The 15,188-nt window shown below is 31.6% G+C and carries 14 protein-coding genes; 1 reads left to right on the forward strand and 13 read right to left on the reverse strand.

The annotated features are described in order from the left end of the window. Positions 1-172: 172 nt before the first annotated feature. The 9 genes from ABXG81_RS06715 to ABXG81_RS06755 all read right to left on the reverse strand — a co-directional run bounded on the left by ABXG81_RS06715 (position 173) and on the right by ABXG81_RS06755 (position 8,921). A complete protein-coding gene (locus ABXG81_RS06715) occupies positions 173-2,134 on the reverse strand; it encodes a sodium-translocating pyrophosphatase (RefSeq protein WP_117522104.1) in 1,962 nt (653 codons plus the stop codon). A 150-nt stretch (positions 2,135-2,284) separates the two neighbouring features. Next, positions 2,285-2,515: a 30S ribosomal protein S18 gene (rpsR, locus tag ABXG81_RS06720; protein ID WP_117522105.1), complete on the reverse strand. Its 231-nt coding sequence runs from the start codon at positions 2,513-2,515 to the stop codon at positions 2,285-2,287. Positions 2,516-2,535: 20 nt separating this feature from the next. Next, on the reverse strand, positions 2,536-3,090 hold the full coding sequence (gene ssb / locus ABXG81_RS06725; RefSeq protein ID WP_209814560.1) for a single-stranded DNA-binding protein: 555 nt from the start codon (positions 3,088-3,090) through the stop codon (positions 2,536-2,538). Positions 3,091-3,093: 3 nt separating this feature from the next. Then, entirely contained in the window at positions 3,094-3,378 is a 285-nt protein-coding gene (rpsF, locus tag ABXG81_RS06730) for a 30S ribosomal protein S6 (RefSeq protein ID WP_353528600.1), read from the reverse strand. A 79-nt stretch (positions 3,379-3,457) separates the two neighbouring features. Continuing rightward, positions 3,458-4,402 carry a P1 family peptidase gene (locus tag ABXG81_RS06735; RefSeq protein WP_117522108.1) on the reverse strand — a complete coding sequence of 315 codons (945 nt, stop codon included), beginning with the start codon at positions 4,400-4,402 and terminating at the stop codon, positions 3,458-3,460. 54 nt (positions 4,403-4,456) lie between these two features. After that, positions 4,457-5,146, reverse strand: coding sequence for a hydrolase (locus ABXG81_RS06740; RefSeq protein ID WP_117522109.1), 690 nt, complete (start codon positions 5,144-5,146; stop codon positions 4,457-4,459). A gap of 55 nt (positions 5,147-5,201) precedes the next feature. Continuing rightward, positions 5,202-6,359 (reverse strand): nucleotide sugar dehydrogenase, encoded by a 1,158-nt coding sequence (locus ABXG81_RS06745; RefSeq protein ID WP_316122375.1) that lies wholly within the window; start codon positions 6,357-6,359, stop codon positions 5,202-5,204. A gap of 92 nt (positions 6,360-6,451) precedes the next feature. Further along, the gene (locus ABXG81_RS06750) at positions 6,452-7,741 is read right to left on the reverse strand and encodes a dicarboxylate/amino acid:cation symporter (RefSeq protein WP_353528601.1); all 1,290 of its coding nucleotides are present in this window, start codon (positions 7,739-7,741) and stop codon (positions 6,452-6,454) included. Between the two features lie 112 nt (positions 7,742-7,853). Further along, on the reverse strand, positions 7,854-8,921 hold the full coding sequence (locus ABXG81_RS06755; protein ID WP_353528602.1) for a hypothetical protein: 1,068 nt from the start codon (positions 8,919-8,921) through the stop codon (positions 7,854-7,856). Between the two features lie 87 nt (positions 8,922-9,008). Between ABXG81_RS06755 and ABXG81_RS06760 the strand changes: the two genes are divergently transcribed. Continuing rightward, a complete protein-coding gene (locus ABXG81_RS06760; protein ID WP_353528604.1) occupies positions 9,009-11,744 on the forward strand; it encodes an ABC transporter ATP-binding protein/permease in 2,736 nt (911 codons plus the stop codon). Between the two features lie 93 nt (positions 11,745-11,837). Here ABXG81_RS06760 and ribE read toward each other — a convergent pair whose 3' ends face one another. Genes ribE through ribD form a run of 4 tightly spaced genes read right to left on the reverse strand, consistent with a single transcriptional unit; the run spans position 11,838 to position 15,178 of the window. Beyond that, entirely contained in the window at positions 11,838-12,296 is a 459-nt protein-coding gene (gene ribE, locus ABXG81_RS06765; RefSeq protein ID WP_353528605.1) for a 6,7-dimethyl-8-ribityllumazine synthase, read from the reverse strand. Further along, positions 12,296-13,501 carry a GTP cyclohydrolase II gene (ribA, locus tag ABXG81_RS06770; RefSeq protein ID WP_353528607.1) on the reverse strand — a complete coding sequence of 402 codons (1,206 nt, stop codon included), beginning with the start codon at positions 13,499-13,501 and terminating at the stop codon, positions 12,296-12,298. Before ribA ends, ribE begins: the two co-directional genes overlap by 1 nt. Positions 13,502-13,506: 5 nt before the next feature. Beyond that, positions 13,507-14,124, reverse strand: coding sequence for a riboflavin synthase (locus ABXG81_RS06775; RefSeq protein ID WP_353528609.1), 618 nt, complete (start codon positions 14,122-14,124; stop codon positions 13,507-13,509). Beyond that, positions 14,105-15,178, reverse strand: coding sequence for a bifunctional diaminohydroxyphosphoribosylaminopyrimidine deaminase/5-amino-6-(5-phosphoribosylamino)uracil reductase RibD (gene ribD, locus ABXG81_RS06780; RefSeq protein WP_353528611.1), 1,074 nt, complete (start codon positions 15,176-15,178; stop codon positions 14,105-14,107). Before ribD ends, ABXG81_RS06775 begins: the two co-directional genes overlap by 20 nt. Positions 15,179-15,188 lie beyond the last annotated feature (10 nt).

Genomic DNA, 15,188 nt, shown 5'->3' on the forward strand with positions numbered 1-15,188 from the left:
TATCAATTTTCAATATTTTCCGATACAATGATTTATAAAGTTTATTACAAAATTTAATATTGCTTATTTTATATGAATAAAAGATATCTTTATTTCCATCAGATTTATAAATCTACTTACTTAAGTAAACAAAAAAAACGGAGAATTAATTCCTCCGTTTTTAAAAATTTTATTAAACAAATAATCCTGCAAATACTACAGACACTATTGTCATAAGTTTGATAAGGATATTTAGTGATGGGCCTGATGTATCTTTGAATGGATCACCTACTGTGTCACCTACTACTGCTGCTTTATGAGCATCAGATCCTTTACCACCTTCTACACCAGATTCAATGTATTTTTTAGCATTATCCCATGCTCCACCAGCATTTGACATAAAGATTGCCATCATAACACCAGTTACAAGAGCACCTGCTAGTAGACCACCTAAAGCATATGGTCCAAGGATCTTACCAACTATAATAGGTACTACTATAGCAAGTATTCCTGGAACAACCATTTCTTGAAGTGAAGCTGTTGTTGAAATACTAATACAGTTTTCATAATCTGGATCTTTTTTACCAGCTAAGATTTGATCGTCTTCTTTAAATTGTCTCCTAACTTCTTCTATCATCTGGCTTGCTGCTTTTCCTACTGAGTTCATTGTTAGAGCTGAGAATAGAAATGGTAGCATACCACCAATAAACATACCAGCAACTACTTTACTATCTAGAATTGATATTTCTTCTAGGTTAATTGATTCTGAATAAGTAATAAATAGTGAAAGTGCAGTAAGAGCTGCAGATCCAATAGCAAATCCTTTACCGATAGCTGCTGTAGTATTACCAATAGAATCAAGACCATCTGTAATATCACGTACATTTTCTGGTAAGTAGCTCATTTCTGCTATACCACCAGCATTATCTGTAATAGGTCCGTAAGCATCTACTGTTACTGTAATACCAGTAATTGAAAGCATACCTACAGCTGCAAGTGCTATACCAAATACTCCCATAAGGTTAAATGCAAGCATTATCGCAATTGCTACTACTAATATTGGGAATACTGTTGAAAGCATACCTGTTGAAAGACCAGCAATGATGTTTGTAGCAACACCAGTTGATGATTCTTTAGATATATGTTTAACGTGTTTATATTTATCTGAAGTATAAACTTCTGTTAAAAGACCTATAATAATACCTGCAACAAGACCTGTAATTACTGCAAATGCAGCTTGATAGTTACCAAAATATTTATTTGATAGGATAAATGCAGCAACTAATACTATTATTCCTGAGATATATAATGTTCCCATTAAAGATTTTTGTGGGTTTTTATGTTCTCTTGCTAAGAATATTAATGATGCTACTATTGAAGCAAGTATACCTATAGATGCTAGATATAAGGTAAATCCTACACCAGCTTCTGCAAAATATACTGCACCAAGTGTCATTGAAGAAATTATAGCACCTGAATATGACTCAAATAAGTCTGCACCCATACCAGCAACGTCCCCAACGTTATCTCCTACGTTATCAGCGATAACTGCAGGGTTTCTTGGATCATCTTCTGGGATTCCTGCTTCTACTTTACCTACAAGGTCAGCTCCAAGATCGGCAGCTTTTGTATAGATACCACCACCAACTCTTGCAAAAAGAGCAACTGATGAAGCACCTAGAGAATATCCCATTAGGATAGTTGGATCTTTAAAGTAAAGGTAAGTTAAAATGATTCCTATAAAACCTAATCCTGTTACAGCCATACCCATAACTGATCCACCAGAGAAAGCTACTTTTAGGGCACCATTTTGACCACTTTCTTTTGCTTCATTGGCACATCTAACATTGGATGCTGTAGCAACTCTCATTCCTATAAATCCAGCAAGCATTGATAAAACTGAACCAAGGATGTAGCAAACCATAGTTTTTACATTTATAAATATTCCAAGTAAGATTGCTACTATAACAACAAATATTGCAATGAATTTGTACTCTCTTTTAAGAAATGTCATTGCACCATTTCTTATATAATTAGAGATTTGCACCATACGATCATTACCAGCAGATAATGGCATTATCTTTGCTTTTACAGTAAAAAGCATAAATAATACAGCTAGTATGGCAACTATTAGAGATAAAATCTCAACTGACATATTTCCTCCTTTATAAATTTTGTTCTTATATATTATAACATAAGAATTTATATATTATTAATTTAATAAAAAAGATGCTAAGCAGAAATCTTATAAATGACCACTTAGCATCTAATTTGCTTATTGAATGTATTTTATATTAAAATTTTCTTAGTTTTCTTCGTATGGTAATAATGCAACTTGTCTTGCTCTTTTAATAGCACGAGTTACTTCTCTTTGATGTTTTGCATTAAGGCCAGTTACTCTTCTTGGTAAGATCTTTCCTCTATCAGAAATAAATCTTTTTAAAGTTTCAGTATCTTTATAATCGATAACTTTAGAAGGATCTTTTACAAATGGATCAACCTTTTTTCTTGGTTTATATCTTCTATTTCCTGCCATGATATTCCTTTCCTTATATTTTAGAATGGAATCCTGCCATCATCTTCAATTTCGGTAAAATCATCATCAAAGAAATCATCACTACTATCAAAACCTGATTGATTTTGATTATAAGAATCATTATTGTTATTATAATTATTATTTTGATAACCAGTTTGGGAATAGTTGTTGTTGCCGTAATCTTGGTTGTCACCATAATTAGATCCATTATAGTTTCCATTTTGTTGATTATCGCTTCTAGATCCTAGAAATTCAACATTATTAGCCCAAACATCAGTTGTATAGACTGTTTTGCCTGTTTCTTTATCTTGATAGCTTCCAGTATTGATGCTACCTTCCACAGCGCATTGACTTCCTTTTCTTAAATATTTAGATGCATTTTCACCTTGCCAACCCCAAACGGTTATACGTATGAAATCAGCTGTAGGACGATTTTGAGATTCTGCTTCTTGTCTTTTTTCCCTGCTCATTCTTTTATCAACAGCTAGGGTAAATGTAGCGACCGCCTGATTATTTTGAGTATACCTTAATTCGGGATCTCTAGTTAGTCTTCCAATAAGTATAACTCTATTCATAGATTAGTCCTCTTTTCTGATAACCATGTATCTGATTATGAAATCTGAAAGTCTAAGTCTTCTTTCAAATTCTCTGATATGATCAGGTTCAGATTTAAACTCTACGATATAATAATATCCTTCTCTGATATAATTAATTTCGTATGCTAATCTTCTTTTTCCCCAGTCATCAACATTAGTAACTTCACCTTTTTCTTCGATGATTGCTTTGAATCTATCAAATAGTTCAGTTCTATCTTGATCACTCATGTCAGGTTTGAAAATTAAAACTGCTTCGTAATTGTTCATTCTTTTTCACCTCCCTATGGTCTATGACCCCGCTAATTTATTGCGGAGTAGAGTGTACTGGTATATTTTACTATCAATACTATATTAAGTCAATAGATTCTTTCTTATTTGTTGCGTATATTGCATTAGCTATAGCACGACTCATAGCATTTGCTGCCATAACTCCCACCATATTTAAATCAGCTTCTATCTCATTTGTTGAAAGTGCAAAGATTGTATCTCCATCAAAACCAGTATGCACTGGGTTAATTGATCTAGCAAAACCATCGTGAGTCATTTGCGCTATTTTTGTAAGTTTTGTCTTATCAAACTTAGCATTAGTTGAAACTATTCCTATCGTAGTATTTTTATCGGCTAAATCTGAAAAGTCATTTATTATCTTGCCCATGACATCAACTGTTTTTATTATTTTGCCATCATCAATAGGACCTGCTATTTGCTTTCCTTTTTCGTAATCATATATATCACCAAATGCATTTACAGCTACCATAGCAGAAACCACCAAGTTTCTTTGACATATACTTGCAGATCCCAAACCTGATTTCATAGACTTATCCATTCCTAAAATTTTTCCAACAGTAGCACCTGTTCCTGCTCCTACTATTCCTTGGCGATTCTCATTAATGCCAGCATTTTTATAAGCAAGTTTTCCCATATTACTATCAGGTCGACACTTGTAATCTTTATATGCTAGATCAAATAATACAGCCTGGGGAACGATAGGCACAATGCCTACTCCTACATCAAGACCTAATCCATCTTCTTCTAAAGCTTGCATTACACCACTAGAAGCATTGAGTCCGTAAGCTGATCCTCCACTTAAAATAAGAGCATTAACACTTTCTACAGTATTAACAGGATTTAGTAAATCTGTCTCTCGTGTACCTGGAGCTGAACCCCTGACTTCTACTGCACAGCTATTTCCACTTGGAGGAATTATAACTGTAACACCTGTTCCTCCCTTGATATCCTCAGCATGACCAACTTTAATTCCCTTAACATCTGTTATATAACCTTCATACATAATTTTTCCTTTCAAAAAAAGATTCCAATTATCTTGGAATCTCTAAATTATTTATTAATGTGCTACATTTTGATTACGATATTTATCCATCATTTCTCCAAATACTTCTGAACTGGATGGTGGAGTATAACTAATAGCATTTGCTCCAGCATTTATAGTTTCGAGTATTTGTTCTCCAGTTTTGCCACCCGTTGCAATTATTGGAAATTTAGGACCTATTTCGCTCCTAACCTCCTCTACTAAATCTGCAGTATATTTCCCTCCTGAAATATTTAAAATTTCAGCTCCGGCTTCAATCTTGCCAATATAATCATCTTTTGAATTTGTAACGGTTGCTATAACTGGAACATCGACGAAACTTGCAATTTCTTTTAAATCTTTATTAGGCATAGGTGAATTAACTACTACCCCATAAGCCCCTGATAATTCTGCATCAATTGCCACATATTTGGACCTTAATCCTTGAGTTGTCCCTCCTCCAACGCCGATAAAACATGGTACATTGGATACATTTAAAATAGCATTTGAAATTGAGCTTTGAGGTGTATAAGGATACACTGCCATAATGCTATCTGCATTTGTATTTCTTATAATAGCCAAGTCTGTTGTAAATAATAAAGATTTGATACGTTTTTCAAATATTACTATTCCAGATGCTTTATAAATTTCTTCTGGAACTTTTATAAATGATTTCCTTAATTTTGAATGAACCAAGGGTATGTATTTTTCTTTCTTTTCTGTCATAGAAGCACCTGCTTTCCCAATCAATTTTTAATATAATACCCAGTGTTATCAAAAATTAATCTTTATTAAATATATCCCTTGTGTATACTTTATCTGCAACATCCTCTAGTGCATCATCTAGTCTATTAGCTACAATAATGTCTGATTTCTTGAGCTCTTCCAAATTATTTATAATTTTTAATCCTTCAAAAGATTGACCTTCAAGATTGGGTTCATAAATCACTACATTTGTTTTATCTTTAATATTATTGATTACATCAAAAATAGCTGATTTTCTAAAATTATCAGAATCTTTTTTCATAATAAGTCTATAAATTCCAACTATTTTAGGATTATCCCTTAAAATTCTTTGGCTAATATAGTCTTTCCTTATCTTATTAGATTCAATTATAGAACCAAACATAGCATTAGGAACGTCTTCAAAGTTTGCATAAAGTTGTTTAGTATCTTTTGGCAAGCAATATCCACCATAGCCAAAGGAAGGATTATTATAATAATTGCCAATTCTAGGATCTGCAGAAACCCCTTCTATAATATCTTTAGTATTTAGATCTTTCATTTCAGAAAATGTATCAAGCTCATTAAAGAAAGATACGCGCATAGCAAGATAAGTGTTAGCAAATAGCTTTACTGCCTCAGCTTCTGTAGAATCCATATATAAAACTTCTGTATCATTTAAAGATTCTTTTTTATAAAGATTAGCTATATTTTTGCCTATATCTGTCTTATCTCCAACAATTATCCTAGAAGGATTTAAACTATCAGCTAAGGCTTTACCCTCTCTTAAAAATTCTGGAGAAAATATAATATTTTGGCAGGCAAATTTTTCCCTTTTTCCTTTTGTATAGCCTACAGGTATCGTAGATTTTATTAATATTGGCAAATCTTCATTATCATTTTTTATATTTGTTATTACATCATCTACAAAGCTTGTATCAAAATATCTGGTATTTTCATCATAATTTGTAGGTACTGCAATAATTGCTAGATCACTATCTAATAAATGATCCTCATAGTTTTTTGTAGCTATTAAATCTAAATCTTTATTATTTAAATAATCAATAATCATTTCGTCATTTAGGGGAGATTTTCTTTGATTTATCAGATTTATTTTTTCTTCATCTGTTTCTATCCCTATGACTTCGTTTGATTGGCTAAGTAAAATAGCATTTGCTAGTCCCACATAGCCTAATCCAAAAACTAAAATTTTCATAAACTCTCCTTAAAATAGTTAAGATTATTTTACAAGAAAAGTTAATTTTTACAATAAAAAAAGCCTGGTAAAAACCAAGCTTTTATTTTTTGTTAGGCTCTATTAAATACTTCTCTATTTAATTTATCCTCACTTGCTGCTACTATAAGTGCTGATGAGTTTGCAGCTGTTACATTTGTAGCTGTTCTGCCCATATCTGCAAGTGTTGAAATTGGAGCAAGAAGTACTACCATTTCTAGTGGCAATCCCATAGCTGCAAATAATGCTGTTGTTGTAATTGTAGCTGTTCCTGGTACTCCTACTGTTCCTAGGGAAACTAAAAGAGCAATTAAAACTAATTTTACATAATCTCCTGCTCCCCAGCCAAGTCCCATCATATTTGCAACAAAAATCGCGTTCATTACTGGCCAAAATCCTGCACAACCAGGCATGCCAATGGTTGCTCCAAGTGGAGCTGTAAATGAAGCTATTTCTTCAGCAACACCTTGTTTTTCCCTAAGATTTTCAACATTTGCAGGAATAGCTCCCATTGATGATTGAGTTGTAAAGCCAATCATTGTTACTGGCCATACCTTTTTGAAATACGCTATAGGATTTACTTTTGCAAATGAAGAAACAAGGATACCTGTTCCAAGGAAAGTGTGGATTACTGATGCTACATAGTTTAATACCAAAATTAATATAAATGGTGCAATAGCTGTAGAATCCACTCTACCAACAGCATTTGTCATTAAAGCAAGCACTGCATATGGAGTTAAGCTTGTAATCATACTTGTTAATTTAAAAATAACTTCTGCAAAAGAATTTATAAATTCAGCAAAAGGACGAACAGATTCTTCTTTGCCAGATTCAATTAATTTTAAAGTAGCAACACCAACTAAAACGGAAAATATAATAATTGGTACAACTTGACCTTCAGCTGCATTTGAAACTATATTTGAAGGGAAGAAGTTAGTAATAGTTTCACTAACAGTTGGCACTTCCTTAACTTCTGAATCTACTGGTACATCAAAATGTACTCCTTGACCAATTTTAAAAGCAACTGCTAGAATAAGACCTACAATAGAACCCATTACATTGTGCAAACTTAAAATCCCAATTGATTTTAGACCAACTGATCTAAGTTTTGTAAGAGAACCAGTATTTAACATAGTTCTTATAATAGTAGTTAGAAGTAGCGGAATAACCATTGCGTATAGCAAGTTTACATAAATACTGCCAAAAACAGATACATACTCGGTATTGTCTTTAAAAATAAATCCTAAAATAAGACCTACAATAGTACCTGTTATTACTCTGCCACCAAATGAAATACCACGCTTTTTCATTTGATAGAGTACATAAAACAATACTAGGGTCACTAGTACAGCCACAAATTGCATATATTTCCTCCTGATTTGTATATATTTTATCTATCAGATATTATTTTAACACTTTAGCATAAAATATACAATGTTTTTATATAATATTTCACTTATACAATATATTTACAAATCATTTTATAAAGGCTATAAATTCATAAGGTCTAAGTAATAAATTTTTAACTATTTTTCTTCTACCATAATTGCCAAGTAAATAGTGAAAATCATTTCTATCTATAAAATGAAATCTAATATCAGCAAGAATTTCCTTTTGAGTAAAATTTGCGAATACAATAATTTTCTTATTTTTAAAAGTTCTTATAAAGGCGAATATATCAGGATCTTTATCAAAAATTTCCCTGTATTTTCCTTCTATAATGGCCTCTTTTTGGATTTTTATTTTAATAAGTTTTTGATAAAATTCAAAAGTTTTATTAGTTTGATCTAAAACTTTATAATCATTGCTGTAGTTAGAAGATGAAAATATGCCTAGCTCCTCAAAATCTTTTAAAATAATCGCTCCCTTTAAAAGAAAACTTACTCCTGCAAGTAAAGAGCTAGTTAAAAACGGGAAATTTTCATTATTTGTAAAATTTTTTAAATTATTATCTGTAGTATATATTTGATTTATATTTCTATCCTGTATAGCTGATAAGCATTTTTTGCTATCTAAAAAATCATTTGAATTGTCAATTAAGTTTTTATTAAATACATATGAAAATAATCCACTCTTTCCATGGGATAAGTAATTTTGATAGTTCAAATCATCCGAATCCACTTCAACAATAGAAGTTATTTTATTCGTAGCTAGTATATTTTTGCTCATTTCTCTTAGATAAAAACTTGAATTGTCAAAAAACAAATCTTCAAAATTACTAAAGTAAAGTCCACTTATACCATGTTTTTTCAAATAGTTAATAAATTGATAAAAAGACTTGCGTATTTTAGGATCATTCCAATGCAAATCCTCTTCTTTAGTGCCCAGTAGTAAGCTAGATATTTTTTTTATATCAATTTTTACAAATAATTTTATGCTCTTATCTGCAAGTAAAGAGTTTATATATAGAACTTTTCCTATAATTTCTTCATCTAATTTTATAAATGGATCTAGCAAAATAGCATTTATACCAAGTTTTTTATAATATGTGATTTTTTTTATAATATCTATTTGATTCTCTTTATAAACTACTAAATCTCCCATATTTGCCCCTCTAAAGTATATTATATTTTACTTTACTTTTGACAAATTTTAAGGGTATAATATTTTGATTACAGAAAGAAGGAATAAATGTTAACTCTAAAAAATATATCTAAAATTTACAAGACGGGAGATTTTGAGCAAAAAGCTTTGGATAATATTTCCATATCTTTTAGGCAAAATGAATTTGTCTCTATTTTGGGTCAGTCAGGAGGTGGTAAAACCACTTTGTTAAATATAATAGGTGGGCTTGACCACTACACTTCAGGTGACCTTTTAGTAAATGATAAATCAACTAAAAATTTTACAGATAATGATTGGGATTATTACAGAAATGTATCAGTAGGTTTTGTTTTCCAATCATACAACCTTATTAGCCATCAAAACATATTATCAAATGTAGAACTTGCTCTAACCTTATCTGGAGTTTCCAAAGATCAAAGAAAGAAAAAAGCTATAGCAGCCTTAGAAAAAGTGGGGCTTGGCAAACATATTAATAAAAAACCTTCAGAATTATCTGGTGGGCAAATGCAAAGAGTTGCCATTGCAAGAGCTTTGGTAAATAATCCTGATATAGTACTTGCAGATGAACCAACAGGAGCCTTGGATACGGAAACTAGCCAGCAGATAATGAAATTATTAAAAGAAATCTCCAAAGATCGCCTAGTAATAATGGTAACTCACAATCCAGAACTAGCAGAAACTTATTCTACAAGAATAGTTCGCATAAAAGATGGACAAATAATTGGTGATAGCAACCCTTATAAAGAAATAAATGAAAATGATAATTTTAAAACAAGAAAAATAAAATTAGGATTGCCTACAGCTATAAGCCTTTCTTTTAATAATCTTTTAACTAAAAAGGCAAGAACAATTTTAACGGCATTTGCGGGATCTATAGGAATAATTGGTATAGCTCTTATTTTATCAATATCTACTGGTGCCAATGATTTTATAGCTGATAGCCAAAGAAAAGCTTTAAAAGCTTATCCCATACAAGTACAAAAAGAATCAGTAAATATATCATCTCTTATAACACCACCAAAAACCGAAGAGAAAAATCACAAGGACAATAAAATATACACCAATAACTTCATCTTGGATCGTAGGTCAGATTTTGCTTCAAATGTAAAGGAAAATAATCTCACCCCTTTTAAAAAATATATAGAAAAAAGCAAAGACGATTTAAATAAAAATGTAGGACCGCACTTTGTTAGCTATCTTTATGATATGAACTTTGATATATTTACCAAAGATCCAAAAGGAGAGCTAGTAAATACAAACGGAGAAGATTTTGAAGAGGATAATCGTCCAGAATTTGCTAGTATGTTTGAGCCTAGCCAAGATAATAAAAATTTCACTCAATTAATAAGCAAAGATGATAGGAGTATTAGCCCAATAATAACAGATGAATATGAAATAATAGATGGCCACTGGCCAAAAAAATCCAATGAGCTAGTGTTATTTACCGATTATAATAATGAAATCCTAACATCTCATATGTATGAACTAGGATTTTTGCCAGCAAAAGACTATAAAAATATTATTGCAAAACTAGATAATAATGAAAAAGTTAACCTAGATGAAATCGGGATAAAATCATCTGATATTTTAGACCATGAATACAAAATAGTATCCCCTTCCGATTACTATGAAAAAAATGGTGATAGTTTTGTAAACATAAAAGATGATGAAATAAAAGTAGATGAAATAGTAAAAGATGGCGTAAGTGCAAAAATAGTTGGTATAGCAAAAAGAAAAACTAATGAAGATAATCAAGTTGTAAATGGTACTATTGGATTTACAGAAGGTCTAACTGATATGATGATAGAGCACGCAAATGCATCTGAAATTGTAAAAGCACAAATAGCAGACAAAGACAAAAATATTCTAAATAATCTGCCATTTAAAGCACAAAATGATGATGACAAACAAAAGGCAGCAAAATATTATCTAGAAAATTTAAATGACAAAGACTCATTAGCCTTTTCTACTTGGATAGTTAAAAATAAGCCAAAAATTGCAGAACAAGCACAAAAAAAAGCTGGAGAAATGCAAAAGCAAGCTATGATTAATCCAAGTCTTATACAAGCACAAGATAAAAATAAGCAAAATGTAGGTATTAAAGATCAAAACCAACTTGCCCAATACGTTTTAGAGGAAAACAACAAAGATACTCTAATTGATATTTACGATGAGTTTTTATCTGGCAATTCCTACAACAAAAACTTAGAAGATCTAGGAGTTGTAAGCAAGGATGCACCAGCAGAAATAGACATTTATGTAGAAAACTTTGAAAATCGTGAAAATATCAAAAATGTAATAGATAAATACAATCAAGGTAAAAGTGAAAACGAGCAAATAAACTATACAGATATTATTGGACTAATAACAAAATCAATCACAGATATAATTAATGCTATTTCCTATGTGCTAATAGCCTTTGTTGGAGTAAGTTTGGTAGTTTCTTCAATAATGATAGGAATTATAACTTATATATCAGTTTTAGAACGTACTAAAGAAATAGGCATCTTAAGATCAATTGGTGCCAGCAAAAAAGATATAAGAAAAGTATTTATGTCAGAAACATTTATTATAGGATTACTATCAGGAATAATAGGAATAGGACTTACTATGCTAATAAATATTCCTATCACAAATCTTATAAGAAATCTAACAGGAATAGACTATATAACATCCACCCTACCAGCAAAAGCTGCTGGTATACTAATACTAATATCAGTAGTCCTAACCCTAATAGCTGGAATCATACCATCATCTATGGCAGCTAAGAAAGATCCTGTCGAGGCACTTAGGGAGGAATAAAATATAAGGCAAAAGAGCCAAATATAGCTTTTTAAGCAAAGCTATTTGGCTCTTTTTTTACATAAATTAATTTAAATTTATCATATATCTTTTCTAAAACATATCAATTAGGTTAGCCATTTCAATAGCAGATAGAGCAGCATCGCTTCCCTTATTTCCTGATTTTACACCTGCTCGCTGTATTGCTTGATCTATGGTATCTGTTGTTATTACTCCAAATATTACTGGTTTTTCAGTATTTAAGCTTACATTTGCTACACCCTTTGATACTTCTGCACATACATAATCAAAATGTGGCGTATCTCCTCTAATGACTGCTCCAAGTGTAATTATGGCATCGTAGTCTTTTTCACTTGCTTTTTGAGCTGCTAGTGGGATTTCAAATGCTCCTGGCACTCTTATAATTTCTATCTCTTCTTCTTTTACACCATGTCTTTTTAGTGTATCTAGACATCCTTCTACTAGTCTATCTGTTATAAAATGGTTAAATCTTGCTACTACTACTGCGTATTTTTTGCCTACACTTGTTAATTCTGCACTATATTCTTTCATTAATTTGCTCCTTTAAATTCTTGTAAGTCATGTCTCATTCTATCAGCTTTTGTTTTTAGGTATATTTTATCAATATCATTAGAATGAATTTCTATTGGAACTCTATTATTTACTTTTATATTATATTTTTCTATTTGCTCAATTTTATCAGGATTATTTGTAAGAAGTCTTACAGATTTTACCCCAAGTTCTTCTAGAATATCTGCAGCCACCTTATAATTTCTCATGTCTGCAGGAAAGCCTAACTTAATATTGGCATCTACAGTATCATAACCTTCTTCTTGAAGTTTGTAGGCTTTGATTTTATTAAATAAACCAATACCTCTACCTTCTTGCCTTAGATAAACTAAAACTCCAGATCCTTCTTTTTCTATCATTTCTAAGGACTTATGTAATTGTGATCCACAATCACAACGGTGTGATCCAAATACATCTCCTGTTAGACATTCAGAATGTACCCTACATAAAACGTCTTCTTTGTTTATATCCCCTTTTATAAGTGCTATATGTTCTTCTCCATTTTCTTTATCTAGAAAACTTAGAGCCTTAAATGTTCCATAGTCTGTAGGTAGATTTATAACATCTGTTTGTTCTATTAACATTTCTTCCTTACGAAGTTTTTCTAGCTTATATTCTTTTATGGCTTCAACACTTGTCATTTTAAGTCCAAGCTTTTCTGCTAGATCTTTAACTGCTTGGCCTTTTAACATATGGCCATCATCTGCCATTATTTCACAGCAAATTCCAACTTCTTCTAATCCAGCAAGTTGCATAAGGTCAATTGTTGCTTCTGTGTGTCCATCTCTAACTAAAACTCCACCTTCTCTTGCAACTAGTGGAAATACATGGCCTGGTCGTCTCAAGTCACTTGGCTTAGTAGATAGTTCACTTAGGCTTCTGATAGTGTCTGCTCTTTCATATGCTGATATGCCTGTTGTAGTATCAACATGGTCTATAGACACTGTAAAAGCTGTAGAATGATTGTCAGTATTTGTAGCTACCATTGGCTCTAGATTTAATCTTTCAGCAACTTTGCTGCCAATAGGTGTACAGATAAGCCCTTTCCCGTAGCAAGCCATTAGATTGATCATCTCTCCTGTTACGTTTTGACCTGCACAGATAAGGTCTGCCTCATTTTCTCTATCTTCATCATCTGTGACTATTATTATTTCATTATTTCTTAGTGCTTGTAATATTTCTTCCATAATATTTAAAAACCATTTTCTAATAAAAAGTTTTTGTCCACCCTTTCTTTATCTTCTGTCAATTTTTCTATATATCTTCCTATAATATCAGTTTCTATATTAACTGAATCATTTATCTTCTTGTATTTAAAAGTCGTCGCTTCCAATGTTTCTGGAATAAGAGAAACTTCAAAAATATCCTTATCTACCATTGATACGGTAAGTGATATGCCATCAATGGCAACTGATCCTTTTTTTACTATATATTTTGACACTTCTCTATCTGTCTTTATCCTAAATACATTCTTATTTATAGCTATTATGCTTCCTTTACCATCTACATGACCTTGAACTATGTGCCCATCAAGCCTAGAGTTTATTCTCATAGCTCTTTCAAGATTAACCTTTTTTAATAAGATAGACCTATCAAATTTAGTAACTTTTAAGGATTCATTCATTATATCAGCTGTATAAGATTTATCAGTAAAAGACGTAACAGTTAGGCAAACTCCATCAGTCATTATAGAGTCCCCCATCTTTATTCCATCTAGAACTTTACTTGCTTTAACCTCTACACTTACATGGTCAGATTTTTGAGTAAAAGCTACAACCTCTCCTATTTCTTCAGATATTCCAGTGAACATTCTTTGCCTCTATCAAAATGTCAGTATCAAATCTATTTATATCCTCTATCTCAAAATTATAAGCATCACTCATAAATTCGCATCCCTTTCCAGTAAAAGGAGAAATAGACCTTTCCCCAGAAATGATTTTTGGACTAATAAACTCATAAATCCTGTCTACTAGACCAGCTTCTAGAAAAGCATTATTTATATGGGATCCACCTTCTACTAATATTGAACCTATATTCATAGCATAAAGCTTTTCTAGTAAATCATTAATATCTACTTGTCCATTCTTTTCCTTACATCTGATTAAATCTGCTTTGTAAGGATTTTCTTTATCTGAACAAGTTGCTACGTAAGTCTTTTTATCAGACTCTAGATCAAATACCTTTAAATCCATTGGTAGTTCTAGTTTACTATCTATTATTATCCTAACAGGATCTATACCAGCTTCTATTCTAGAATTAAGGGAAGGATTATCATGTATAGCTGTAGCCTTACCTACTATAATCGCATCGTATTTGCTACGTAATTTGTGGACATACTCTCTAGATTTTTCATTGCTAATCCATTTAGAATCACCATTGGCACAAGCAATTTTTCCCTCTAAAGTCATGGCATACTTTAAGGAAACAAAAGGCCTATCATATTTCATATTATAAAAAAATACTTCGTTTAACTTTTTCCCCTCTTCTTCAAGTATGCCGCTATGAACTTCTATATTATGGCCTTTAAGCTTTTCTATACTATCTACCTTAGGATTGGTATCAAGATTTGAAATATAGACCTTACTAATACCTTGTCTTATAACTTCATCAACACATGGTGGTTGTTTCCCTTGGTGAGAACAAGGCTCTAAGTTCACGTATAAGCTTGCACCCTTGGCATCTTCAGTAAGGTTATTAAATGCATCTTTTTCTGCATGAATATTTCCATAATTATGGTGATAACCTTCTCCTATGATCCTTCCATCTTTTACAACTACAGCTCCAACCAAAGGATTTGTTAGAACTTTTCCTTCACCTTTTTTTGCAAGTTCGAAAGTCCTTCTCATTAATTTTTCATCATTCATCTTGCCTCCT

It is taken from the genome of Anaerococcus nagyae (assembly GCF_040364225.1).
Lineage (GTDB): Bacteria > Bacillota > Clostridia > Tissierellales > Peptoniphilaceae > Anaerococcus > Anaerococcus nagyae.